The 19986-nt window shown below is 38.1% G+C and carries 33 protein-coding genes; 3 read left to right on the forward strand and 30 right to left on the reverse strand.

The window, feature by feature from the left end; translation table 11 throughout:
- Positions 1 to 202: 202 nt before the first annotated feature.
- From rplQ to nox, 30 genes are all read right to left on the reverse strand, one after another.
- On the reverse strand, positions 203 to 583 hold the full coding sequence (gene rplQ / locus ACQV2Q_RS05500) for a 50S ribosomal protein L17 (RefSeq protein ID WP_258436808.1): 381 nt from the start codon (positions 581 to 583) through the stop codon (positions 203 to 205).
- 23 nt (positions 584 to 606) lie between these two features.
- The gene (locus tag ACQV2Q_RS05505; protein ID WP_428873268.1) at positions 607 to 1551 is read right to left on the reverse strand and encodes a DNA-directed RNA polymerase subunit alpha; all 945 of its coding nucleotides are present in this window, start codon (positions 1549 to 1551) and stop codon (positions 607 to 609) included.
- A gap of 73 nt (positions 1552 to 1624) precedes the next feature.
- The gene (rpsK, locus tag ACQV2Q_RS05510; RefSeq protein ID WP_090289495.1) at positions 1625 to 2017 is read right to left on the reverse strand and encodes a 30S ribosomal protein S11; all 393 of its coding nucleotides are present in this window, start codon (positions 2015 to 2017) and stop codon (positions 1625 to 1627) included.
- A 25-nt stretch (positions 2018 to 2042) separates the two neighbouring features.
- Entirely contained in the window at positions 2043 to 2396 is a 354-nt protein-coding gene (rpsM, locus tag ACQV2Q_RS05515) for a 30S ribosomal protein S13 (RefSeq protein WP_428873267.1), read from the reverse strand.
- 22 nt (positions 2397 to 2418) lie between these two features.
- Positions 2419 to 2532, reverse strand: coding sequence for a 50S ribosomal protein L36 (gene rpmJ / locus ACQV2Q_RS05520; protein ID WP_006908512.1), 114 nt, complete (start codon positions 2530 to 2532; stop codon positions 2419 to 2421).
- A 23-nt stretch (positions 2533 to 2555) separates the two neighbouring features.
- Positions 2556 to 2774, reverse strand: a complete 219-nt coding sequence (gene infA, locus ACQV2Q_RS05525; RefSeq protein WP_090289497.1) for a translation initiation factor IF-1 — start codon at positions 2772 to 2774, stop codon at positions 2556 to 2558.
- A 25-nt stretch (positions 2775 to 2799) separates the two neighbouring features.
- Positions 2800 to 3453 (reverse strand): adenylate kinase, encoded by a 654-nt coding sequence (locus tag ACQV2Q_RS05530; protein ID WP_428873266.1) that lies wholly within the window; start codon positions 3451 to 3453, stop codon positions 2800 to 2802.
- Positions 3454 to 3488: 35 nt separating this feature from the next.
- Positions 3489 to 4781 (reverse strand): preprotein translocase subunit SecY, encoded by a 1293-nt coding sequence (secY, locus tag ACQV2Q_RS05535; RefSeq protein WP_428873264.1) that lies wholly within the window; start codon positions 4779 to 4781, stop codon positions 3489 to 3491.
- A complete protein-coding gene (gene rplO / locus ACQV2Q_RS05540) occupies positions 4781 to 5221 on the reverse strand; it encodes a 50S ribosomal protein L15 (RefSeq protein WP_428873262.1) in 441 nt (146 codons plus the stop codon). Before rplO ends, secY begins: the two co-directional genes overlap by 1 nt.
- 31 nt (positions 5222 to 5252) lie before the next feature.
- Positions 5253 to 5432, reverse strand: a complete 180-nt coding sequence (gene rpmD / locus ACQV2Q_RS05545; RefSeq protein WP_428873260.1) for a 50S ribosomal protein L30 — start codon at positions 5430 to 5432, stop codon at positions 5253 to 5255.
- An 11-nt stretch (positions 5433 to 5443) separates the two neighbouring features.
- Positions 5444 to 5947 (reverse strand): 30S ribosomal protein S5, encoded by a 504-nt coding sequence (gene rpsE, locus ACQV2Q_RS05550; RefSeq protein ID WP_428873259.1) that lies wholly within the window; start codon positions 5945 to 5947, stop codon positions 5444 to 5446.
- Between the two features lie 20 nt (positions 5948 to 5967).
- Positions 5968 to 6324 carry a 50S ribosomal protein L18 gene (rplR, locus tag ACQV2Q_RS05555; RefSeq protein WP_428873258.1) on the reverse strand — a complete coding sequence of 119 codons (357 nt, stop codon included), beginning with the start codon at positions 6322 to 6324 and terminating at the stop codon, positions 5968 to 5970.
- 51 nt (positions 6325 to 6375) lie between these two features.
- The gene (gene rplF / locus ACQV2Q_RS05560; RefSeq protein WP_428873256.1) at positions 6376 to 6912 is read right to left on the reverse strand and encodes a 50S ribosomal protein L6; all 537 of its coding nucleotides are present in this window, start codon (positions 6910 to 6912) and stop codon (positions 6376 to 6378) included.
- A 31-nt stretch (positions 6913 to 6943) separates the two neighbouring features.
- On the reverse strand, positions 6944 to 7342 hold the full coding sequence (gene rpsH, locus ACQV2Q_RS05565) for a 30S ribosomal protein S8 (protein WP_428873254.1): 399 nt from the start codon (positions 7340 to 7342) through the stop codon (positions 6944 to 6946).
- A 34-nt stretch (positions 7343 to 7376) separates the two neighbouring features.
- On the reverse strand, positions 7377 to 7562 hold the full coding sequence (locus tag ACQV2Q_RS05570; protein WP_428873252.1) for a type Z 30S ribosomal protein S14: 186 nt from the start codon (positions 7560 to 7562) through the stop codon (positions 7377 to 7379).
- A gap of 14 nt (positions 7563 to 7576) precedes the next feature.
- Positions 7577 to 8119: a 50S ribosomal protein L5 gene (gene rplE / locus ACQV2Q_RS05575; RefSeq protein WP_428873250.1), complete on the reverse strand. Its 543-nt coding sequence runs from the start codon at positions 8117 to 8119 to the stop codon at positions 7577 to 7579.
- A gap of 20 nt (positions 8120 to 8139) precedes the next feature.
- Complete coding sequence (rplX, locus tag ACQV2Q_RS05580) at positions 8140 to 8445, reverse strand: 50S ribosomal protein L24 (protein ID WP_428873248.1); 306 nt, start codon at positions 8443 to 8445, stop codon at positions 8140 to 8142.
- A 26-nt stretch (positions 8446 to 8471) separates the two neighbouring features.
- The gene (gene rplN, locus ACQV2Q_RS05585; RefSeq protein WP_090289509.1) at positions 8472 to 8840 is read right to left on the reverse strand and encodes a 50S ribosomal protein L14; all 369 of its coding nucleotides are present in this window, start codon (positions 8838 to 8840) and stop codon (positions 8472 to 8474) included.
- 31 nt (positions 8841 to 8871) lie between these two features.
- Entirely contained in the window at positions 8872 to 9135 is a 264-nt protein-coding gene (gene rpsQ, locus ACQV2Q_RS05590) for a 30S ribosomal protein S17 (RefSeq protein ID WP_428873246.1), read from the reverse strand.
- Positions 9136 to 9160: 25 nt separating this feature from the next.
- Complete coding sequence (gene rpmC / locus ACQV2Q_RS05595) at positions 9161 to 9355, reverse strand: 50S ribosomal protein L29 (RefSeq protein WP_090289511.1); 195 nt, start codon at positions 9353 to 9355, stop codon at positions 9161 to 9163.
- Complete coding sequence (gene rplP, locus ACQV2Q_RS05600; protein ID WP_258436790.1) at positions 9345 to 9779, reverse strand: 50S ribosomal protein L16; 435 nt, start codon at positions 9777 to 9779, stop codon at positions 9345 to 9347. Before rplP ends, rpmC begins: the two co-directional genes overlap by 11 nt.
- 2 nt (positions 9780 to 9781) lie before the next feature.
- Positions 9782 to 10438, reverse strand: a complete 657-nt coding sequence (rpsC, locus tag ACQV2Q_RS05605) for a 30S ribosomal protein S3 (RefSeq protein WP_428875089.1) — start codon at positions 10436 to 10438, stop codon at positions 9782 to 9784.
- Positions 10439 to 10441: 3 nt separating this feature from the next.
- On the reverse strand, positions 10442 to 10798 hold the full coding sequence (gene rplV / locus ACQV2Q_RS05610) for a 50S ribosomal protein L22 (RefSeq protein WP_428873243.1): 357 nt from the start codon (positions 10796 to 10798) through the stop codon (positions 10442 to 10444).
- A gap of 18 nt (positions 10799 to 10816) precedes the next feature.
- Positions 10817 to 11098, reverse strand: a complete 282-nt coding sequence (rpsS, locus tag ACQV2Q_RS05615; RefSeq protein WP_090289515.1) for a 30S ribosomal protein S19 — start codon at positions 11096 to 11098, stop codon at positions 10817 to 10819.
- Positions 11099 to 11129: 31 nt separating this feature from the next.
- Positions 11130 to 11960, reverse strand: a complete 831-nt coding sequence (gene rplB / locus ACQV2Q_RS05620; RefSeq protein WP_428873242.1) for a 50S ribosomal protein L2 — start codon at positions 11958 to 11960, stop codon at positions 11130 to 11132.
- 33 nt (positions 11961 to 11993) lie between these two features.
- Positions 11994 to 12290 carry a 50S ribosomal protein L23 gene (locus ACQV2Q_RS05625; RefSeq protein WP_090289517.1) on the reverse strand — a complete coding sequence of 99 codons (297 nt, stop codon included), beginning with the start codon at positions 12288 to 12290 and terminating at the stop codon, positions 11994 to 11996.
- Positions 12290 to 12913, reverse strand: coding sequence for a 50S ribosomal protein L4 (rplD, locus tag ACQV2Q_RS05630; RefSeq protein WP_428875087.1), 624 nt, complete (start codon positions 12911 to 12913; stop codon positions 12290 to 12292). The genes ACQV2Q_RS05625 and rplD overlap by 1 nt, the downstream gene beginning before the upstream one ends.
- 25 nt (positions 12914 to 12938) lie before the next feature.
- The gene (gene rplC, locus ACQV2Q_RS05635; protein ID WP_428873239.1) at positions 12939 to 13574 is read right to left on the reverse strand and encodes a 50S ribosomal protein L3; all 636 of its coding nucleotides are present in this window, start codon (positions 13572 to 13574) and stop codon (positions 12939 to 12941) included.
- A gap of 25 nt (positions 13575 to 13599) precedes the next feature.
- Complete coding sequence (gene rpsJ, locus ACQV2Q_RS05640; RefSeq protein WP_428873238.1) at positions 13600 to 13908, reverse strand: 30S ribosomal protein S10; 309 nt, start codon at positions 13906 to 13908, stop codon at positions 13600 to 13602.
- A 341-nt stretch (positions 13909 to 14249) separates the two neighbouring features.
- Positions 14250 to 15593 carry a H2O-forming NADH oxidase gene (gene nox / locus ACQV2Q_RS05645; RefSeq protein ID WP_428882165.1) on the reverse strand — a complete coding sequence of 448 codons (1344 nt, stop codon included), beginning with the start codon at positions 15591 to 15593 and terminating at the stop codon, positions 14250 to 14252.
- 261 nt (positions 15594 to 15854) lie between these two features.
- Between nox and ppdK the strand changes: the two genes are divergently transcribed.
- The 3 genes from ppdK to ACQV2Q_RS05660 are packed head-to-tail and all read left to right on the forward strand — an operon-like array spanning position 15855 to position 19933.
- Positions 15855 to 18473, forward strand: a complete 2619-nt coding sequence (ppdK, locus tag ACQV2Q_RS05650) for a pyruvate, phosphate dikinase (protein WP_428873235.1) — start codon at positions 15855 to 15857, stop codon at positions 18471 to 18473.
- Between the two features lie 22 nt (positions 18474 to 18495).
- Positions 18496 to 19110, forward strand: coding sequence for a helix-turn-helix transcriptional regulator (locus ACQV2Q_RS05655; RefSeq protein ID WP_428882168.1), 615 nt, complete (start codon positions 18496 to 18498; stop codon positions 19108 to 19110).
- A 1-nt stretch (position 19111) separates the two neighbouring features.
- The gene (locus ACQV2Q_RS05660) at positions 19112 to 19933 is read left to right on the forward strand and encodes a pyruvate, water dikinase regulatory protein (protein WP_428875347.1); all 822 of its coding nucleotides are present in this window, start codon (positions 19112 to 19114) and stop codon (positions 19931 to 19933) included.
- Positions 19934 to 19986: the final 53 nt, after the last annotated feature.

Here is a 19986-nt window from a genome sequence, read left to right on the forward strand (position 1 = left end):
TTGCTTTCCTTAACTATTAATACAAGTTTTATGTATAAAAAAAACACTTGAAGATGATAGCAGGATTGAGATTAGAAATTCGGCTAATCCCAATCCACCAATTATATTGGTTGCTATAGAGCTAGACTCCTCGATTATCTCTTGAAATCATAACACTCTCCATCATCAAAGTGAATTAGTCAACTTAAGAAATAGCGTTATCTTAAACTAGCTCTAAGATAACCATCGGTGCACCGTCGCCACGACGAGGACCTTTCTTAAGGATACGTGTGTATCCACCATTACGTTCAGCGTAACGCTCAGCATAAGTATCAAACACACGATTTAATACAGTCTCAACCACTACCTCATCACCTTCGATACGAGCATCTGCAATTTCATTGCGTAAGAATGCTGCTGCACGACGACGAGAAGCTAAATCACCTTTTTTACCCAGAGTGATCATTTTATCAACTGTCTTACGAACTTCTTTAGCGCGGGCTTCAGTTGTTTCGATACGCTCGTTGATAATCACATCTGTCGTTAAATCACGTAGTAAAGCCTTACGTTGTGAACTCGTACGACCTAATTTACGATATGACATTCAGTTTCCTCCTTTACTCTCTACTAGTCTTCTTCACGTAAGCTTAATTCTAAACCAGCTAATTTATTTTTCACTTCATCTAATGACTTACGGCCGAGGTTACGAACCTTCATCATTTCAGCTTCGGATTTATTAGTTAGCTCTTGAATTGTATTTATTCCGGCACGCTTTAGACAATTATAAGATCGAACAGACAGATCAAGTTCTTCTATCGTCATGACAAGAACTTTTTCTTTTTCTGCTTCTTCTTTTTCTACCATAATTTCAGTATTACGTGCTTCATCATTCAAATCTACAAAGATATTTAAATGTTCAGTTAAAATTTTTGCAGCTAAACTTAGAGCTTTTTCTGGACTTATTGACCCATCGGTCCATATATCCAATGTAAGCTTATCATAAATATTTCGCTGTCCAATCCGAGTATTTTCAACTTGATAGTTTACTTTTTTGATTGGAGTGTAGATCGAATCAATCGGCAATACACCAATTGGTGTATCTTCTCGCTTATTATGTTCACTTCGAACAAATCCACGACCATTTGACACATTCATTTGCATATTCAATTGAGCACCTTCTGCTAAGGTACAAATATACAAGTCAGGGTTTAGGATTTCGATTTCATTATCATGAATAATATCTGCTGCTGTTACTGTTTTAGGACCTGCAACATTTAATTCGATCACCTTATCTTCTTCTGTATGTGTATTGAAAGCTACTTCTTTTAAATGCAAAATGATGGTTGGAACGTCTTCAACCACGCCTTTTATTGTAGCAAATTCATGAACTACGCCTTCAATTTGAACACTTGTAATCGCTGATCCTGGTAATGAAGATAACAAAATTCTACGTAATGAATTTCCAAGGGTTGTTCCATAACCACGTTCAAGTGGCTCAACGACAATTTTACCATACTTAGCATCGTCACTGATTTCAATCGTTCTAATATCTGGTTTTTCAATTTCGATCATCGATTATTTGCCCCTTTCAAAACGTTTGTCGCGATGATAATTTCGTTTCTAAACGGATTCTACACAATTATCATTATACACGGCGACGTTTTGGTGGACGGCATCCGTTGTGTGGAATTGGTGTAACATCACGAATAGCTGTAACATCTAATCCAGTTGCTTGTAATGAACGGATTGCAGACTCACGACCTGAACCTGGACCTTTAACAGTTACTTCGACTGTCTTCATGCCATGATCCATTGCTCCTTTAGCTGCAACCTCAGATGCCATTTGCGCTGCAAATGGAGTTGCTTTCTTCGAACCACGGAATCCAAGTGATCCAGCTGATGACCATGAAACAGCATTTCCATTCACATCAGTGATCATAACAATCGTATTGTTAAAGGTTGAACGAATATGAGCAATTCCTTTTTCAATATTCTTTTTAACACGACGACGACCTCTACGTGCTTGTTGTTTTGCCATGAATTTTAACCTCCTTTGTTAAGTTCTATCTAATTGGTTTCTTAGGACCTTTACGAGTACGTGCATTATTTTTAGTGTTTTGTCCACGTACAGGTAAGTTACGACGATGACGGATACCTCTTAATGAACCAATATCTTGAAGACGTTTGATGTTCATGCTGACCTCACGACGTAAGTCTCCTTCAACACGAATCTTATCAATGATTTCACGGATACGATCCAATTCGTCGTTCGTTAAATCTTTTACACGTGTATCTTCAGAAACATTTGCCTCTTCTAAGATTTTCTTAGCAGTTGAGTTGCCGATACCGAAGATATACGTTAAAGAAATAACCACACGTTTTTCGCGGGGAATATCTACTCCTGCAATACGAGCCATGCAATTTCCTCCTTCTTAATTATTATCCTTGACGTTGTTTGTGTTTTGGATTTTGACAAATCACCATAACTTTTCCTTTACGGCGAATAACTTTGCATTTTTCACAAATTGGTTTTACTGATGCTCTAACTTTCATTATACTCCTCCTTATTTCGTAGACTACTTAAAGCGATAGGTAATGCGGCCACGAGAAAGGTCATAAGGGGATAATTCAACAGTGACTTTATCTCCAGGTAGAATACGGATATAATTCATACGGATTTTACCAGAGACGTGTGCTAATATTTCATGACCATTCTCAAGTTCTACCTTGAACATAGCGTTCGGTAGAGTTTCCATAATAATACCTTCTACTTCAATTACATCATCTTTTGCCATTCACTTACCTCCTATGGACGAAGTTTTATAATTTACTTAACACTTCTTGAATCTTGCTATAAACTTGATCGATAGAATTTTCTCCACTCACTCGGTGCAACAATCCAAGTTCTTCGTAATAAGCTAGAATTGGTTGAATCGATTCCATTTGGAGATTAATACGATGAGCAACTTTTTCAGGTTTATCATCTTCACGTTGATAGAAGTCATGAGCGCCACATGAATCACATGTGTTCTCTACTTTTGGTGGATTATAAATCTTATGGTAACTTGCTCCACAAGATCCACAGATAATTCTTCCACTTAAGCGTTCTTTTAGAACTTCAGGAGCCACATCAATGTAAATAACGGCATCGATTTTAGAATCGAGGCTTTCAAGGTTGTCACTTAAAGCGCGGGCTTGTTGTAAAGTTCTTGGATAGCCATCCAACATAAAGCCATTTTCTTTTACGTCGCTTTGATTTAAACGTTCTTTAACAAGTCCGTTAGTAATTTCATCTGGAACGAGATTACCATTGTCGGTATATGATTTCGCCTCTAGTCCTAGTGGCGTCTCATCTTTAATCGCTTGCCTGAATATATCGCCAGTAGCAATATGGACAACCGGATAGTCTCGAGTAATTTGTTCACTCTGAGTTCCTTTACCAGCCCCAGGTAAACCCATTAATAATATATTCATTAATTAATCATCCTTTATATTTGTCTATTACGCAATTATAAATTCAAGAAACCTTGATACCGACGTTTAATCATACGACCTTCAATTTGCTTAGCTGTTTCAATCGCTACTCCAACTACAATTAGCAAACTTGTACCTGACAAAGCAATATTAGCGGGAACTTTCCAAATGAAGCTCACGACAATTGGTAATAGTGCAATCACTGTTAAGTAAATTGAACCTACACCACTCAAGCGATTAATTAAACGAGTAATGTAATCTTCAGTATCTTTTCCTGGCCGTACACTCGGAATATATGCAGCTTGTTTCTGTAAGTTTTCAGCTACCTTTTCTGGATTCACTTGAATTAATGAATAGAAGAAGGTGAATGCGATTAAAAGAATTGTATAGAATACCGCACCATACGGATGCTGAATGTTTAATACCTTGCTAAGTAATTCCATCACGCCACCTTCAGGATTTGGATTAATTAAACCGATAATCGTTTGAGGCGTAGTTAAAAATGATGTCGCAAAGATGACTGGAATAACTCCAGCAGAGTTAATTTTTAGCGGCAAATGCGCCATATGTCTAGCGCCAGATACTTTTTTGGAGTGGTGGATCGGGATGCGACGCTGAGCCCTTTCCATTATGACGACAATGGTTGTCATAACAATAAGAGCTAGAACAACTCCTAAACCAATTAGAATATTGATTCCCAATTTGTCGCCAGCTCCAATGATCATCGTATTCACAAAAGCGACAACTTCCTGTGGAATTTGTGCTAGAATACCTGACATAATTAAAATAGAAATCCCATTACCGACACCCTTACGTGTAATTTGTTCACCTAACCAAACGAGTAACATGCTGCCAGCTGTTAAGACAAGAGCAATTGTTAAATAGGTGGAAGGTTGTGGATTCTTAATTAAACCTAAACCGGACATACGGTTTAAACCATATGAAAGACCAGCTGATTGGATATAGCCTATGACTATGGCTAAGTATATCGTCCACTGGTTTAATTTACGTCGTCCCACTTCACCTTGCTTGGCCCATTCAGTAAACTTTGGAATAATATCCATTTGTAAGAGTTGAACAATAATGGAAGCTGTAATATAAGGCGAGACTCCCATAGCAAACAGTGAATACCGGCCTAAGGCTCCTCCACCAAATGTGTTTAAGAGCCCCAAAAGACCATTACTTGCTATTGAATCTAAAACTTTCGCATTTACTCCTGGCATAGGGATATGCGATCCTAATCTAAAGATTGCTAAAATAAACAAGGTGAAAAGAATTCTTCTTCTAACATCTCGCGAACTAAAAGCATTCTTAATAAATGTGAACATTAGATCACCTCGATTGAACCGCCAGCTGCAGTAATAGCTTCCTCTGCAGTTTTAGAGAACTTGCTAGCTTGAACAGTCAATTTTTTCTCTAAGTTACCCTCACCTAAGATTTTTACTCCTGATAATTCTTTTTTAATAACACCTGATTCAATCAATAAAGCCGGTGATACAACGGTTCCCTCGTCGAACATATTTAATGTCTCAAGATTAACAATTGCATAGTCTTTACGATTAACATTAGTGAAACCACGTTTTGGCAAACGTCTGAATAGAGGTTGTTGTCCTCCTTCAAATCCTAACCGTACACCACCACCTGAACGCTGTTTATGTCCGCCTTGTCCACGACCAGCTAATTTACCGTTACCTGAACCTTGTCCACGACCTACACGGTTACGTTCCTTGCGCGCACCTTCAGCGGGTTTTAATGTGTGTAATTTCATATTGGCACCTCCTTATACTAGTATACTAGATTTAAGCTTCTTTTACTTCTACTAAGTGACTAATTGTTTGGAGCATTCCACGAATAGCTTCATTATCAGGTTTTATAACGGTTTTATAAGTTTTTGTTAACCCTAAAGCTTTGGCAGTAGCTACATGATTCTTTTTACGACCAATTAGGCTACGTTTTAAAGTGATTTCTAAGTTTGCCATGGACTTTCCTCCTAACTTAATAATTCTTCTACTGTTTTACCACGCAATTGAGCCACTTCTTCAACCACTTTTAGTTGCTTCAAAGCTTCAACAGTCGCGCGAATCATATTAATAGGTGTATTAGAACCTAATGATTTAGAAGTTACATCAGCAACACCTGCTAATTCCATAACGGCACGAACAGGCCCTCCTGCAGCCACTCCAGAACCGGCTTGTGCTGGTTTAAGCAGAACGCGTCCACCACAGAATTCACCGATAACTTCATGAGGAATCGTTGTTCCTGCCATTGGGACAGTTACTAGGTTTTTCTTAGCCGCTTCGATTGCCTTACGAATTGCTTCTGGAACTTCTTGAGCTTTACCGGTTCCAAAACCAACGTGTCCTTCTTTATCTCCAACAACTACAAGTGCTGAGAAACGTAAACGACGTCCACCTTTTACAACTTTAGTTACTCGGTTAATCGCTACTACACGTTCTTCAATTTCACCTAAATTTTCTGGTTTAATATTAACCATCGATCGGTTTCCTCCTTTTCTTAAAATTCGAGTCCATTTTCACGTGCAGCTTCAGCTAAGGCTTTAACACGTCCGTGATAGATATATCCGCCACGGTCAAATACTACGACTTTAATTCCTTTTTCAGCAGCGCGTTCAGCAATTAATTTTCCAACAGCAGAAGCTTGTTCTGTTTTACTTGCCTTAGCTACTGACTCATCTTTACTAGAGGCACTTGCTAGCGTCACACCCGCTACGTCATCAATTAATTGAGCGTAGATGTTTGTATTTGAACGAAATACGTTTAAGCGTGGGCACTCAGCAGTACCAGAAATCTTATTACGAATACGATTATGGCGTTTTTTACGCGACTTATTTTTATCTGGTTTAGTAATCACAATGGTCACCTCTTTAATTTAATTTTGAATTTAATTTGATAAATAATTCGATTATTTACCAGTTTTACCTTCTTTGCGAATAACATATTCATCAACATAACGAATTCCTTTGCCTTTATATGGTTCAGGTGGTCGAATGCCACGAATATTAGCTGCTAATTCGCCAACTTTTTCTTTATTATAACCGTTAACAATGATTTGTGTGTTTGAAGGAACTTCAAATGATACACCTTCTGAAGCTTCAAACTCAACCGAGTGTGAAAGACCTACGTTTAGAACTAACTTAGTACCTTGTAATTGAGCACGATATCCAACACCAATTAATTGAAGTTCTTTTTTAAAGCCTTCAGAAACACCAACAACCATATTATTAATTAAAGAACGGGTTGTTCCATGTAATGAGCGATTTACTTTTGAATCGTTTGGACGGCTAAATGTAATCTCTGATTCATTAATTTCAATCTTGATGTTTGGACTAACTTCTCTAGTTAATTCACCTTTTGGTCCTTTGACAGTCACTGTATGACCATCCATTGAAACGGTTACGCCAGCTGGAATTGTTACGGGATTATTTCCTATACGACTCACAGGGGCTGCACCTCCTTTAATTTTATAAGTTTTACCAAATATAAGCTAACACTTCGCCACCAATACCTTGTTGACGAGCTTCTTTATCTGTTATCACACCATTTGATGTTGAGATAATTGCAATCCCTAAACCATTTAGTACTTTAGGAATATCTTCTGACTTAGCATAAATACGTAATCCTGGTTTAGAAATACGCTTGATACCAGTAATAACCTTTTCATCATTACGGCCATACTTCAAGAAGATAGTGATTTCATTTTGTTTGTTATCTTCAGTGATTTCAAAGTTTTTGATGAAACCTTCTCTTTTTAAGATTTCAGCAATCGCAACTTTAGCATTTGAAGAAGGTGCAGATACTATTTTATGTCCTACACTGTTTGCATTACGAATTCTTGTTAGAAAATCTGCAATTGGATCTGTCATTGCCATGTGGATTTACCTCCTTTGATTAATTATATATTTCTTACCAGCTTGCTTTTTTAACGCCTGGAATTTGTCCTTTATAAGCAAGTTCGCGGAAGCAAATACGGCAAAGCTTGAACTTACGGTACACAGAGTGCGGACGACCACAACGTTCGCAGCGAGAATACTCTTGAACCTTGAACTTTGGTTTGCGTTGGTTTTTAATTCTCATTGATGTTTTAGCCAAAGATAATGCCTCCTTTATTTCTTGAATGGCATGCCTAATTCTTTTAGAAGGGCATGTGATTCTTCATCAGTGTTTGCAGTAGTTACAACAACAATGTCCATTCCACGTACTTTATCTACATTATCGTAACTAATTTCCGGGAAGATTAATTGTTCTTTAACACCTAGTGTGTAGTTACCACGACCGTCGAATGCACGGCTTGAAATCCCTTGGAAGTCTCTTACTCGTGGTAGTGCGACCGAGATTAATTTATCTAAGAAATCATACATTCTTTCGCCACGTAAAGTTACTTTTGCACCAATCGGCATGCCTTCACGTAAACGGAAACCAGCGATTGATTTCTTAGCTTTAGTAATGATTGGTTTTTGCCCAGAAAGTAAAGTTAATTCATCCACTGCTTTTTCTAAGTTTTTAGCATTTCCAGTTGCGTCACCCACACCCATGTTGACTACGATTTTCTCAACTTTTGGGACTTGCATAATTGAAGAATAATTAAATTGCTCTACCAATTTTGGGGCAACTTCATTAAGATATTTTTCTTTTAAACGATTTGTCATTTAAAGTTCCTCCCTTCTAATTAATTGATAGTTTTATCTGATTTTTTAGCAAAACGAACTTTTTTGCCATCTTCAAAGCGGTAACCTACACGACTTGCTTCGCCAGTTTCTGGATCCACTAATTGAACATTTGATACATGAATCGCTGCTGGGAATTCTTCAATTCCACCAGTTTGTGTTTGACTTGGCTTACGATGTTTCTTCGCAATGTTAATTCCTTCTACAACAACTCTATCTTCACTTGGAATACTTTTAATAACCGTACCTTGTTTCCCTTTATCTTTACCAGAAATCACAAGGACTTTATCTCCTGTTTTAATACGCATGAACTGTTTCCTCCTTTTTCTTAAAATTACAGAACTTCTGGAGCTAATGAAACAATCTTCATGAAGTTGTTATCACGCAATTCACGTGCAACTGGTCCAAAGATACGTGTCCCACGTGGGCTCTTATCGTCTCGAATAATTACACATGCATTTTCGTCAAACTTAATATAAGAACCATCCTTACGGCGAGCTCCTGATTTAGTTCGAACGATTACCGCTTTAACAACATCACCTTTTTTGACAACTCCACCTGGCGTTGCGTGTTTAACCGTTGCAACGATGACGTCGCCTATATTAGCTGTTTTGCGCCCTGATCCGCCTAACACTTTAATTGTCAACACTTCACGAGCTCCTGAATTATCAGCAACTTTTAATCGACTTTCCTGTTGAATCATTTCGTTATCCTCCTTCCGATTTTCGCAATTATTAGATAATTACTGCTTCTTCAACAATTTCTAATAAACGGAAGCGTTTCGTAGCAGATAATGGACGAGTTTCCATGATACGTACGATGTCGCCTTCTTTAGCTTGATTTAACTCATCATGAGCTTTATATTTCTTAGAATATTTTACACGTTTACCGTATTTAGGATGAATTTTACGTGTGTCTACTTGCACAGTAATGGTTTTGTCCATTTTATCTGACACTACACGTCCTTGGTAAACTTTACGTTGGTTACGTTCAGTCATTTAATATGTGCCTCCTTTGTCGTTTTTACTTAGACAATTCTTGCTCACGCAAGACTGTTTTTATGCGAGCAATAGATTTACGTACTTGACGTAAACGGGCAGTGTTTTCTAATTGTCCTGTTGCTAATTGGAATCGAAGGTTAAACAATTCTTGCTTAAATTCTTTTTCTTTTTCAACCATTTCAGCAGTGGATAATTCTCTTATTTCATTAATTTTCATTCGATTCACCACCATATTCTTCACGTTTTACAAATTTTGTCTTGATTGGCAATTTATGGGAAGCTAAACGGAAGGCTTCTCTAGCGATCTCTTCGCTCACACCGTCAATTTCAAATAGAACTTTTCCACGTTTTGTAGGTGCTACCCATCCTTCGGGTGCCCCTTTACCTTTACCCATACGAACACCAATAGCTTTACTTGTATATGATTTATGAGGGAAGATCTTAATCCATACTTTCCCACCACGTTTCATATAACGTGTCATAGCGATACGGGCAGCTTCGATTTGACGGTTGGTAATCCAACCTGTTTCTGTAGCTCTTAGACCGTATGATCCAAAGTCAACTTGCTTTCCACCTTTTGCTTCTCCGCGCATTTTACCACGGAATTCACGACGGTGTTTTACACGTTTAGGTACTAACATGATTAATTTCCTCCTCTCTGAGAGTTATTTTTAGTTGGTAAGATTTCACCACGACAAATCCATACTTTCACTCCAAGTTTTCCATATTGAGTGTCTGCTTCTTCCCAAGCATAATCAATATCAGAACGTAGCGTATGTAATGGAACTGTTCCTTCAGTATAGTGCTCAGTTCTTGCCATATCCGCACCATTTAAACGGCCAGAAACCATCGTTTTAACTCCTTTAGCGCCAGCTCTCATCACACGTTGGATAGCTTGCTTTTGAGCCCGACGAAATGCCACACGGTTTTCTAATTGTTGAGCGATATCTTCTGCAACTAATTTAGCATCTAATGCTGGTTCTTTAATTTCAACAATGTTTAATTGAACTTGTTTGCCGGTTAATTTATTTAGTTCAGCACGTAATACGTCGACTTCTGATCCACCTTTACCAATTACCATACCTGGCTTAGCTGTGTTAACAGAAACTACAACGCGGTTTGCTGCACGTTCAATTTGAATAACGGATACAGAGGCATCAGCTAATTTCTTGTAGAGATACTCACGAATCTTGATATCTTCGTGTAAATAGTCTGCATATTGCTTGTCTGCGTACCATTTAGTATCCCAATCGCGGATGATGCCAACTCGCATTCCAATCGGATGTACTTTTTGACCCATTAATTAAGCCTCCTCTTTTTCTGATACCACAATTGTAATGTGGCTTGTACGTTTTAAGATCGGTGAAGCTGACCCTTTAGCACGAGGACGGAAACGTTTCATGGTTGGTCCTTCGTTAACGTATGCTTCACTTACATACAACGTTTCTAAATCTAAGTCATAATTATGTTCAGCATTTGCAATAGCTGACATTAATACTTTTTCTATAATTGGTGAACCAGCTTTTGGAGTGAACTTCAAAATAGCCATTGCCTCTCCAACTTGCTTGCCCCTGATAAGATCCATTACTAAGCGAGCTTTACGAGGAGCAATTCGAACTGTTTTTGCCATTGCTTTAGCAGATGTAATTTGTTCAGACATCTTATATACCTCCTCTTATTAGCGTTTCTTAGTTTTCTTATCTTGGTCAACGTGGCCTCTATATGTACGTGTAGGAACAAACTCTCCTAACTTATGACCGACCATATCTTCTTGGATAAATACAGGCACGTGCTTACGGCCATCATATACAGCAATTGTCATCCCAATAAAATTAGGGAAAATTGTTGAACGACGAGACCATGTCTTAATCACTTGTTTTTTCTGGGCATCTTGTTGAGCCTCTACCTTTTTCATTAAATGTTCATCTATAAAAGGTCCTTTTTTCAAACTACGAGTCACAATGTAGCCTCCCTTCAGAATTTATTGGTTATTATTTCTTACGTCCACGAATAATTAATTTGCTAGATTTCTTCTTAGCGTTACGAGTTTTAACACCCATAGCTTTTTTACCCCATGGTGTCATTGGTGATGGACGACCGATTGGAGTACGACCTTCACCACCACCGTGTGGGTGATCGTTAGGGTTCATTACAGATCCACGAACAGTTGGACGTTTTGATAACCAACGAGAACGTCCTGCTTTACCAATATTAATCAATTCGTGTTGTTCGTTACCAACTGTTCCGATCGTTGCACGGCAAGTTGATAAGATCATGCGAACTTCACCTGAGTTCAGACGAACTAGAGTGTATTTGCCTTCTTGTCCTAAAACTTGAGCACTTGTACCAGCTGAACGAATTAATTGTCCACCTTTTCCTGGTTTTAATTCCACGTTGTGAATAACTGTACCAACCGGAATATTAGATAGTGCTAAAGCGTTTCCTATTTGGATATCCGCATTGTCACCGGACTCAATTTTTTGGCCTACTTTAAGGCCTTTAGGTGCTAGAATATATGTTTTAACACCGTCTTCATAATGCACTAGAGCAATGTTAGCAGTACGATTTGGATCGTATTCAATTGTTTTAATTGTTCCGACTACTCCATCTTTATTACGTTTAAAATCAATCACACGGTAAGCACGTTTATTTCCACCACCGTGGTGACGTACGGTTATTTTTCCTTGACCATTACGACCTGCACGTTGTTTTTTTGACTCTAACAAGCTTTTTTCAGGTGTTTTTGTAGTGATCTCTGAAAAATCATATCCAGTCATGTTACGACGTCCATTAGTCGTCGCTTTATAATGTTTAATTGCCACTGCGTTACCCTCCTATTTTAATATTTTCCAGAATTACTCAGCGTCTTCGCCAAACAATTCGATCCGGTTTGAATCTTCTGTTAAGGTAACCACTGCTTTTTTGTACTTACGAGTGAAACCTTGATAACGTCCCATTCTCTTTGCTTTTCCATCTACATTAATAGTATTAACTTTCGCTACTTTAACACCTTCAAACATTGCTTCAACAGCTTGCTTGATGTGAGTCTTATTAGCACGACGGTCAACTTCGAAAGTATATTTATTATCATCAATGGCTAGCATTGATTGTTCGGTAATTACTGGACGTAATAAAACTTCTGATAATTGCATTATGCTAAAGCCTCCTCTACTGTTGAAAGCGCAGCTCTTGTAATTAAGATACGATCCGCATTAATTACATCTAAAACATTCACATTCAAATCATCAATCACTTTTACATTTGGAATGTTACGTGCAGATAAGTACGCTGTTTCATTTGCACCTTCTAAGATTAATAATGTTTTGCTATCAATATTTAAGTTGTTTAATACCGCTTTGAATTCTTTTGATTTTGGTGCGTCAAAGACTAATTCATCAACAACTGTTAACTTCTCATCCATAACTTTTTGAGATAGTACAGAGTTTAAGGCTAAACGACGCATTTTCTTAGGTAATTTGTAACTGTATGAACGAGGTGTTGGTCCAAAGACAATTCCACCGCCTACCCACTGTGGTGATCTAGTAGAACCTTGACGCGCACGTCCAGTTCCTTTTTGTCTCCACGGTTTACGTCCTCCACCGCTAACGGCTGAGCGATTTTTAACCGCGTGAGTCCCTTGACGTAGTGAAGCTCTTTGCATTACGACTGCTTCGAAAACTACCGCTTCATTAGGTTCAATTCCGAAGATTGCTTCGTTTAATTCAACTTCTCCTGCTTGTGTTCCATCTTGTTTAAATAATGTAACTTTTGGCATTTGCTCGTTCCTCCCCTCTTAGATATTATTTGACTGTTTTAATTGCTTGTTTAATTTCAACGAGTGACTTCTTAGCACCTGGAACGTTTCCTTTAATAAGAATCACATTGTTTTCGCTATCTATTGATACGATTTCCAAGTTTTGAATAGTGATACGTTCGCCACCAGTTTGTCCAGGTAATTTTTTACCTTTAAACACTTTAGAAGCGTCTGACGCCATACCCATTGATCCAGGACGACGGTGGTAACGAGAACCGTGAGCCATAGGTCCACGAGATTGTCCGTGGCGCTTAATAGCTCCTTGGAAACCTTTACCTTTGGATGTACCCGTCACATCGACGATGTCACCAACTGCGAATGTTTCAACTGTGATTTCTTGCCCTACTTCATATTCTCCTAGCTCAACATCACGAAATTCGCGAACGAAGCGCTTAGGAGTAGCATTAGCTTTTGCTACATGACCCTTATGTGGTTTGTTAGTCAATACTTCACGTAAATCTTGGTATCCTACTTGAACTGCTTCATAGCCATCTGTTTCAACTGTTTTAACTTGTAAAACAACGTTTGCAGGAGCTTGGATAACAGTAACAGGAATTAATTCACCATTTTCAGTAAAGTATTGAGTCATTCCGACTTTAGTTCCTAAGATTCCTTTGGTCATGAGTACACCTCCATTATTTTATTTTTTATAATTTGATTTCTACGTCCACACCACTTGGTAAGTCTAACTTCATTAAAGCGTCTACTGTTTTAGCAGTAGGGTTAACGATGTCGATCAAACGTTTGTGTGTACGCATTTCGAACTGCTCACGAGAATCTTTATACTTGTGTGTTGCACGAATAACTGTATAAACAGAACGGTCTGTTGGTAAAGGGATTGGACCCGATGTCTTAGCCCCTGTTCTTTGAGCAGATTCAACTATTTTCGCTGCAGAAACATCAAGAGCACGGTGCTCATATGCTTTTAAGCGAATACGAATTTTTTGATTTGCCATTTTTATTTCCTCCTTCGTCAATATAAAATATGTGACTTGCTCCACAAGAATTTCTAACAAACCAGCCCTTGGCAACTTGTCCTGGCGTGTCACAACCTCTCGTTTCACTGCATATCTCCCTCTTCTCGAGGGATTGTGCCCATTTCGGGGCAGAACCCTCCAATTGACACAACCGATATTATACCGAAGATAGATTGCTAATGCAAGCGATAATCAAAGCTTTCTTGAGTATTTATAAAAAAAGATAGCTTTTATGTTTTTTTTAGCTGCAGGAAAACTAATATCAATTTTCCTAGAAAAACATAATTGCTACCTTATTATATAGAGGATTTTAAATTATCTTACTTTAATTGTTTTTTAGCTTTTAAAGCAGCCACAGTAATGTAATTATACGGTTGGTTAAAGTGAGGTAGGAAGAAGGTATCTAATAAGGCTAACTTATCAATCGTAACTTCTTCTTGAATAGCTAGTGAAAACATATGGATTAATAAAGATACATCGTAATCTGAAGCTAGCTGAGCCCCTACTATCCGACGACTTGTCTTTTCATAGACAATTCTTATTTTGACTTGATGATTTTCAGGCATAAATCCGGGAAATTGTGTATCTTCATGTTCTACATAGTCTACATCAACACCTGCTAGTTCAGCTGCCTTTAACGTCAAACCAGTTGAGACTAATTTTAAGTTGAAAATATTAATTCCGTTTGATCCCTGTACACCAGCTCCTTCCAACTCAGTACCTGCAAGGTTATGAGCTGCAACAATACCTGATCGAACCGCATTAGAAGCTAAGGCAATGTATGTTGTATCCTGAATGGCATTGGAGTAATTGCTGGCACAGTCTCCAATCGCATAGACATCATCATCTGATGTTTTAAAATGGCGGTCTACAAGATATGCTCCACCTTCAAATAAGTCGAGATGGTCTTTACCTAACTCGGTATTCGCTTGGAAGCCGATTGAATTAATTACCACATCTGCTTCATAAGTGCCCTTATCTGTTCTCACAGCCTTAACTTTACCGTTTTCACCGATATATTCTTGAACTAATTCACCAAAATGTGTTGATATGCCATTACGCTCTAAGTTTTGGTCCATCATCTTAGCGAATTCAGGATCATAGTAACTAGCTAGTGAAGTTTTTTCAGCATCAAAAATGCGAACGTTTTTTCCACGTCTCTTAGCAGCTTCAGCAATTTCGACACCGATATAACCTGCACCAATTACACAAACATTTTTTGCCCCTTTATCTGCTAAGGCTTTATCAACCGCTTGTCCTTCTTGGAATAATTTTAAGAAGTGTAATCCTTCCAAATCATAACCCGGGAATTTAGGAGTGATTGGCAATGATCCTGTAGCTAAGATTAATTTATCATAGCTTTCCTCAAGTTTTTCGCCATCTTTTTTCAGAGCGTATACCTTTTTATTCGAAAAATCGATGTTAGAAACCTCAGTTTCAGTATAAATTCGGGCTCCTTTTTTAGCGAAAGCCTCCTCGTTTGTATAGAAAAGACCCTTATAATCATCAATTTGACGACCTACCCATAAAGCTGTTCCGCAGCCAAGATAAGAAAGATTTGAATTACGTTCCAACATCACAATTTCGTGCTCTGGATAATTTTCTAACAAAGTATTTGCCGCTGCTATTCCAGCATGGTTTGTTCCAATGATGATCACTTTCATAAATATTTCTGCCTCCAAATTGTTTTTTCACAAGCTAATTGTACGCCTATATTTTACCATTCTCTCGAAAATAAGACAAGTTTTACCCTTCTTTTTATCATGTGCTTTCATTAAACATTTTAGCGTTTAAATAAGCAACACTATTAAACTTACATAGCGTTAAAAACAATAATTTTTGTGGCTTATTTTAGATTGACAAGTAATAGTGTGCATTATATAATACGATAAGTTGCACTACTTAAATTTTTAGGAGGTTTGTTGATGAAACGTGTTTATGCATTTGGTGAAGGAAATGCCAAAATGAAGGATCTATTAGGCGGTAAAGGAGCCAACTTGGCTGAAATGACTAGTCTAGGCTTCCCTGTTCCCCAAGGATTTACTATTTCGACTCAAGCATGTTTGGAATACTTAGAGGAAGCTAAGGGGTTAAAAACTGAGCTTAAAGATGAAATTGCCGAAGCCGTGAGCCATCTTGAAGAAATCTCAGGCAAGACCTTTAATGATCCAGAAAAATTATTATTAGTTTCCGTTCGCTCTGGAGCAAAAATCTCTATGCCAGGTATGATGGATACTATATTAAACTTAGGGCTTAACGATGAAAATGTCTTAAAATTAGCTCAAATCACCAACAATGAACGTTTCGCATACGACTGTTATCGTCGTCTTCTACAAATGTATGGGAACGTCGTTTATGAAATCGATATGGCTAAGTTTGAAAAAATTCTTAAGCAAGTTAAATTAGACAATCATTTGCACTATGATTACGAATTGACAGCTGAACACCTTAAAGGAATTGTTAAAGATTATCAAGCTATCTATCAAGAAGAATTGAACCATCCATTCCCTCAAGATGTTTACCAACAGATTTACGCAGCGGTTGAAGCTGTCTTCAAATCTTGGAATAATCAACGGGCTATTGTTTACCGTCGCTTAAACAATATTCCAGATGACTTAGGTACTGCTGTTAACATCCAAGAAATGGTCTTTGGTAATAGTGGCGAAACTTCTGGTACAGGTGTTCTCTTCACACGTAATCCCGCAAACGGTAAGCACGAATTATACGGTGAGTACTTAACTAATGCACAAGGAGAAGACGTAGTTGCTGGTATACGTACCCCTGTTTCAATTAATCGTCTACGTGACCAATTCCCTAACATCTATCAACAAATCATAGAATTAACTGAGAAACTTGAAAAGCACTATTCGGATATGCAGGATATTGAGTTTACGATTGAGGATAAAAAATTGTATATTCTGCAAACAAGAAATGGCAAGCGGACTGCTCAAGCAGCTGTCAAAATTGCGGTGGACTTTGTAAATGAAGGCATCTTATCACCCGACCAAGCCCTTCTAACTATTAATCCAGAATCCCTCCATACATTGCTACACCCTGCCTTTGATCCGAATGCTCTAAATCAAGCTGAATTAGTTTCTAAGTTGGGCTTGCCAGCCAGTCCGGGTGCTGCAACTGGACAAATCGTTTTTGATGCAGTCACTGCAAAAGAGTGGGCAGATGCTGGCAAATCAGTTATTTTAGTGCGTCATGAAACTTCACCAGAAGATATTGTGGGTATGAACTCTGCTAATGGCATTGTAACCAGTCAAGGAGGAATGACTTCTCATGCAGCGGTTGTTGCTCGCGGAATGGGTAAATGCTGTGTAGCTGGTTGTAGTGAATTGGACATCAATGAAGATAAGAAGACTTTATCTTATCCTGGTGGTCAACTAAATGAAGGAGATATCATTTCTGTAGACGGTACGACAGGATGTCTTTACATCGGTGAAATCCCAACAGTTGCAGGCGGAGCAAATGAAGACTTAGATAAGGTCTTAGAATGGTCTCGTCAGCATGCTCAATTAGCTATTCGTATGAATGCCGAAACAGCTTCAGATATTGAAAACGGTTTACGTTTTGGAGCAGTTGGTATTGGACTAGTTAGAACTGAACATATGTTCTTCCAAGAAGACCGTCTAATAGCCATCCGCAAATTCTTACTTGCCAAAAACCCTGCTGATCGTCAAACATCTTTAGATGCTATCCGTAATTTCCAAACCGAAGATTTTTCACATATCTTTGAGTTAATGCAAGAAAAACCAGTGGTAGTACGTTTGTTAGATGCTCCTTTACATGAGTTTTTACCGCATGGTCAAAATGAAATCAAACAAGTTGCTAAACAACTTCAAATTGATGCTTCTGAATTGAGTGACCGGGTGCAATCTATGAAGGAAGTTAACCCTATGATGGGCCACCGTGGTTGTCGTATGGGAATGTCCTACCCTGACTTATATATCATGCAAGCAGAAGCAGTTATCCGATCAGCTATGAAAGTAGCAAAAGACGGTGTTAAAGTTAAACCAGAAATCATGATTCCTTTAGTGAGTAGTCAAGCTGAATTAATTCACTTGAAAGCAAAAATAAAAGAACACTTAGAAAATGTTCTAAAGCAAGAAAAGGTAAGTATGGAATTTACAGTTGGAGTAATGGTTGAAACACCTCGTGCATGCTTAATTGCCGATCAATTAGCAAATGACGCTGAATTCTTCTCGTTCGGAACCAATGACTTGACTCAACTAACCTTTGGCTACTCACGAGATGACGCTGGTAAATTCTTAAATCAATACCTTGACCAAGGCATTTTAAAAGATGATCCTTTCCAAACTATTGATACTTTTGCTGTTAAAGAACTTGTTGAGATAGCTGTAGAACGAGGACGATCCGTGAAAGAAAACTTGAAAATTGGTGTTTGTGGAGAACTAGGAGGAGACCCTCGTTCCATTGAACACTTCCACCAAGTAGGGCTTTCATATGTATCTTGCTCACCTTACCGTGTACCAATTGCACAATTAGCCGCTGCACAAAGCGCTATTAAAAACGTATAATTAATTAACTAGGAGGGGAACTATGAAACTTTCACCCCGACAAGAAGAAATCATCTCAATCGTTAAAGAAAATGAACCAATCACCGGCGACGAAATTGCTAGTAAGCTTGGTTTAACAAAATCAACATTGCGTAGTGATTTCGCTGTCTTAACCATGACGGGCATCCTCGATGCTCGTCAAAAAGTAGGCTATATTTATTCTGGATTAACTGAAAAATCCTTATTATATGAAGCATTTTCAGAGTATCTTGTTAAAGATATTATGGTCCAGGCTATCACAGTTACACCTGATACTACAGTCCAAAACGCAATTACTCACTTATTTATGTATGATGCTGGTTCTATCTATATAATTGATGAAGAAGACCACAAGCTAGCAGGTATCGTGTCGCGTAAGGATTTACTCCGCTCAGCGATTGGTCAGTTAATGGATACACCCTTAACCATTATAATGACCAGAATGCCAAATATTATTGTCGCTCAACCCGATCAAACGGTGCTTGATGCGGCACGCCTAATATCTGAACACCAGATTGATTCACTGCCAATCGTAACCGCTGACTATGAAATACTTGGCAAAGTATCAAAAACTCATATCGTGAATCTTTTGGTTGAATTAAGCCAATCGGAGGAATAATATGTCAGTAACCAATTCTTACAAATTCTATGTCATTTCCGACTCTGTCGGTGAAACAGCCCTACGCGCTACCAACGCCGCTTTAGCCCAATTCCCAAAGTTAACCAACATCAGTTTAAAAAGATTTCCATTTATTAACACCCGGGATGAATTAAAACCCATACTTGAAGAGGCTGCTAAAGTGAATGCGATTTTAATCACTACTTTAGTTGATGAAGGTCTAGAAAATTACGCCAGTGAGTTCTCAAAGAAAAACGGATTAGATTATCATAATGTAATCCACCCCATTCTAGACCTTATTTCACAAAAAACAAATATGACAGCTACTGAAAAATCAGGAACCCTACATCGACTCGATGATCACTACTTCGATCGTATTCAAGCCATTGAATTTGCAGTGAAGTACGATGATGGTAAAAATCGTAAAGGATTCGAATTAGCTGACATTGTATTGCTAGGAGTTTCACGCTCTTCCAAAACACCTTTAAGTATGTACCTAGCTAATAAATCATATAAGGTAGCCAACTTACCAATTTTTCCAGAAGTTCACATTCCTGATGAAATCTATCAGGCTGATTCACGAAGAATATATGGTTTGATTGCCTCTCCTCTATATATCCAAAACATTCGTAAAAAACGAGTCGAAATGATGGGGTTAGGTGAAAAAGCTACTTACTCTTCACTTGAGAGAGTAAAGCAAGAATTGATGTTCGCAGATGATTTATATCATCAACTAGGTGCCACCGTGATTAATGTAGAGAATCAATCGATTGAAGAGTTATCTGAACAAATCATTGGTCACTATAATCGACTGATTCAATAAATCGTAATTACAATCACAAAAAAGCTCGCTCATTCAATTAAGAATAGCGAGCT

The organism is Facklamia sp. P12950 (genome assembly GCF_050409465.1).
Lineage (GTDB): Bacteria > Bacillota > Bacilli > Lactobacillales > Aerococcaceae > Facklamia.

Excerpts from the sequence above, each read along its gene's own strand:
- rpsH (WP_428873254.1), bottom strand. The coding sequence starts at position 7,342 with ATGGCAATGACAGATCCAATTGCAGATTTTCTAACAAGAATTCGTAAT.
- rplD (WP_428875087.1), bottom strand. The coding sequence starts at position 12,913 with ATGCCAAAAGTTACATTATTTAAACAAGATGGAACACAAGCAGGAGAA.
- nox (WP_428882165.1), bottom strand. The coding sequence starts at position 15,593 with ATGAAAGTGATCATCATTGGAACAAACCATGCTGGAATAGCAGCGGCA.
- ACQV2Q_RS05660 (WP_428875347.1), top strand. The coding sequence starts at position 19,112 with ATGTCAGTAACCAATTCTTACAAATTCTATGTCATTTCCGACTCTGTC.
- rpmC (WP_090289511.1), bottom strand. The coding sequence starts at position 9,355 with ATGAAAATTAATGAAATAAGAGAATTATCCACTGCTGAAATGGTTGAA.
- infA (WP_090289497.1), bottom strand. The coding sequence starts at position 2,774 with ATGGCAAAAGATGATGTAATTGAAGTAGAAGGTATTATTATGGAAACT.
- rplP (WP_258436790.1), bottom strand. The coding sequence starts at position 9,779 with ATGTTAGTACCTAAACGTGTAAAACACCGTCGTGAATTCCGTGGTAAA.
- rplX (WP_428873248.1), bottom strand. The coding sequence starts at position 8,445 with ATGCGTATTAAAACAGGAGATAAAGTCCTTGTGATTTCTGGTAAAGAT.
- rpmD (WP_428873260.1), bottom strand. The coding sequence starts at position 5,432 with ATGGCAAACTTAGAAATCACTTTAAAACGTAGCCTAATTGGTCGTAAA.
- rpsE (WP_428873259.1), bottom strand. The coding sequence starts at position 5,947 with ATGGTTAATATTAAACCAGAAAATTTAGGTGAAATTGAAGAACGTGTA.
- rpsM (WP_428873267.1), bottom strand. The coding sequence starts at position 2,396 with ATGGCTCGTATTGCAGGAGTAGATATTCCCCGCGAAAAACGTGTGGTT.
- ppdK (WP_428873235.1), top strand. The coding sequence starts at position 15,855 with ATGAAACGTGTTTATGCATTTGGTGAAGGAAATGCCAAAATGAAGGAT.
- rplC (WP_428873239.1), bottom strand. The coding sequence starts at position 13,574 with ATGACCAAAGGAATCTTAGGAACTAAAGTCGGAATGACTCAATACTTT.
- ACQV2Q_RS05655 (WP_428882168.1), top strand. The coding sequence starts at position 18,496 with ATGAAACTTTCACCCCGACAAGAAGAAATCATCTCAATCGTTAAAGAA.
- rpsQ (WP_428873246.1), bottom strand. The coding sequence starts at position 9,135 with ATGACTGAACGTAACCAACGTAAAGTTTACCAAGGACGTGTAGTGTCA.
- rpsC (WP_428875089.1), bottom strand. The coding sequence starts at position 10,438 with ATGGGTCAAAAAGTACATCCGATTGGAATGCGAGTTGGCATCATCCGC.
- rplV (WP_428873243.1), bottom strand. The coding sequence starts at position 10,798 with ATGTCTGAACAAATTACATCTGCTAAAGCAATGGCAAAAACAGTTCGA.
- ACQV2Q_RS05505 (WP_428873268.1), bottom strand. The coding sequence starts at position 1,551 with ATGATCGAAATTGAAAAACCAGATATTAGAACGATTGAAATCAGTGAC.
- rplO (WP_428873262.1), bottom strand. The coding sequence starts at position 5,221 with ATGAAATTACACACATTAAAACCCGCTGAAGGTGCGCGCAAGGAACGT.
- rpsK (WP_090289495.1), bottom strand. The coding sequence starts at position 2,017 with ATGGCAAAACAACAAGCACGTAGAGGTCGTCGTCGTGTTAAAAAGAAT.
- rplQ (WP_258436808.1), bottom strand. The coding sequence starts at position 583 with ATGTCATATCGTAAATTAGGTCGTACGAGTTCACAACGTAAGGCTTTA.
- rpmJ (WP_006908512.1), bottom strand. The coding sequence starts at position 2,532 with ATGAAAGTTAGAGCATCAGTAAAACCAATTTGTGAAAAATGCAAAGTT.
- rplN (WP_090289509.1), bottom strand. The coding sequence starts at position 8,840 with ATGATTCAACAGGAAAGTCGATTAAAAGTTGCTGATAATTCAGGAGCT.
- ACQV2Q_RS05625 (WP_090289517.1), bottom strand. The coding sequence starts at position 12,290 with ATGCAATTATCAGAAGTTTTATTACGTCCAGTAATTACCGAACAATCA.
- ACQV2Q_RS05530 (WP_428873266.1), bottom strand. The coding sequence starts at position 3,453 with ATGAATATATTATTAATGGGTTTACCTGGGGCTGGTAAAGGAACTCAG.
- rpsJ (WP_428873238.1), bottom strand. The coding sequence starts at position 13,908 with ATGGCAAATCAAAAAATTCGTATTCGCTTAAAAGCATATGAGCACCGT.
- secY (WP_428873264.1), bottom strand. The coding sequence starts at position 4,781 with ATGTTCACATTTATTAAGAATGCTTTTAGTTCGCGAGATGTTAGAAGA.
- rplE (WP_428873250.1), bottom strand. The coding sequence starts at position 8,119 with ATGACAAATCGTTTAAAAGAAAAATATCTTAATGAAGTTGCCCCAAAA.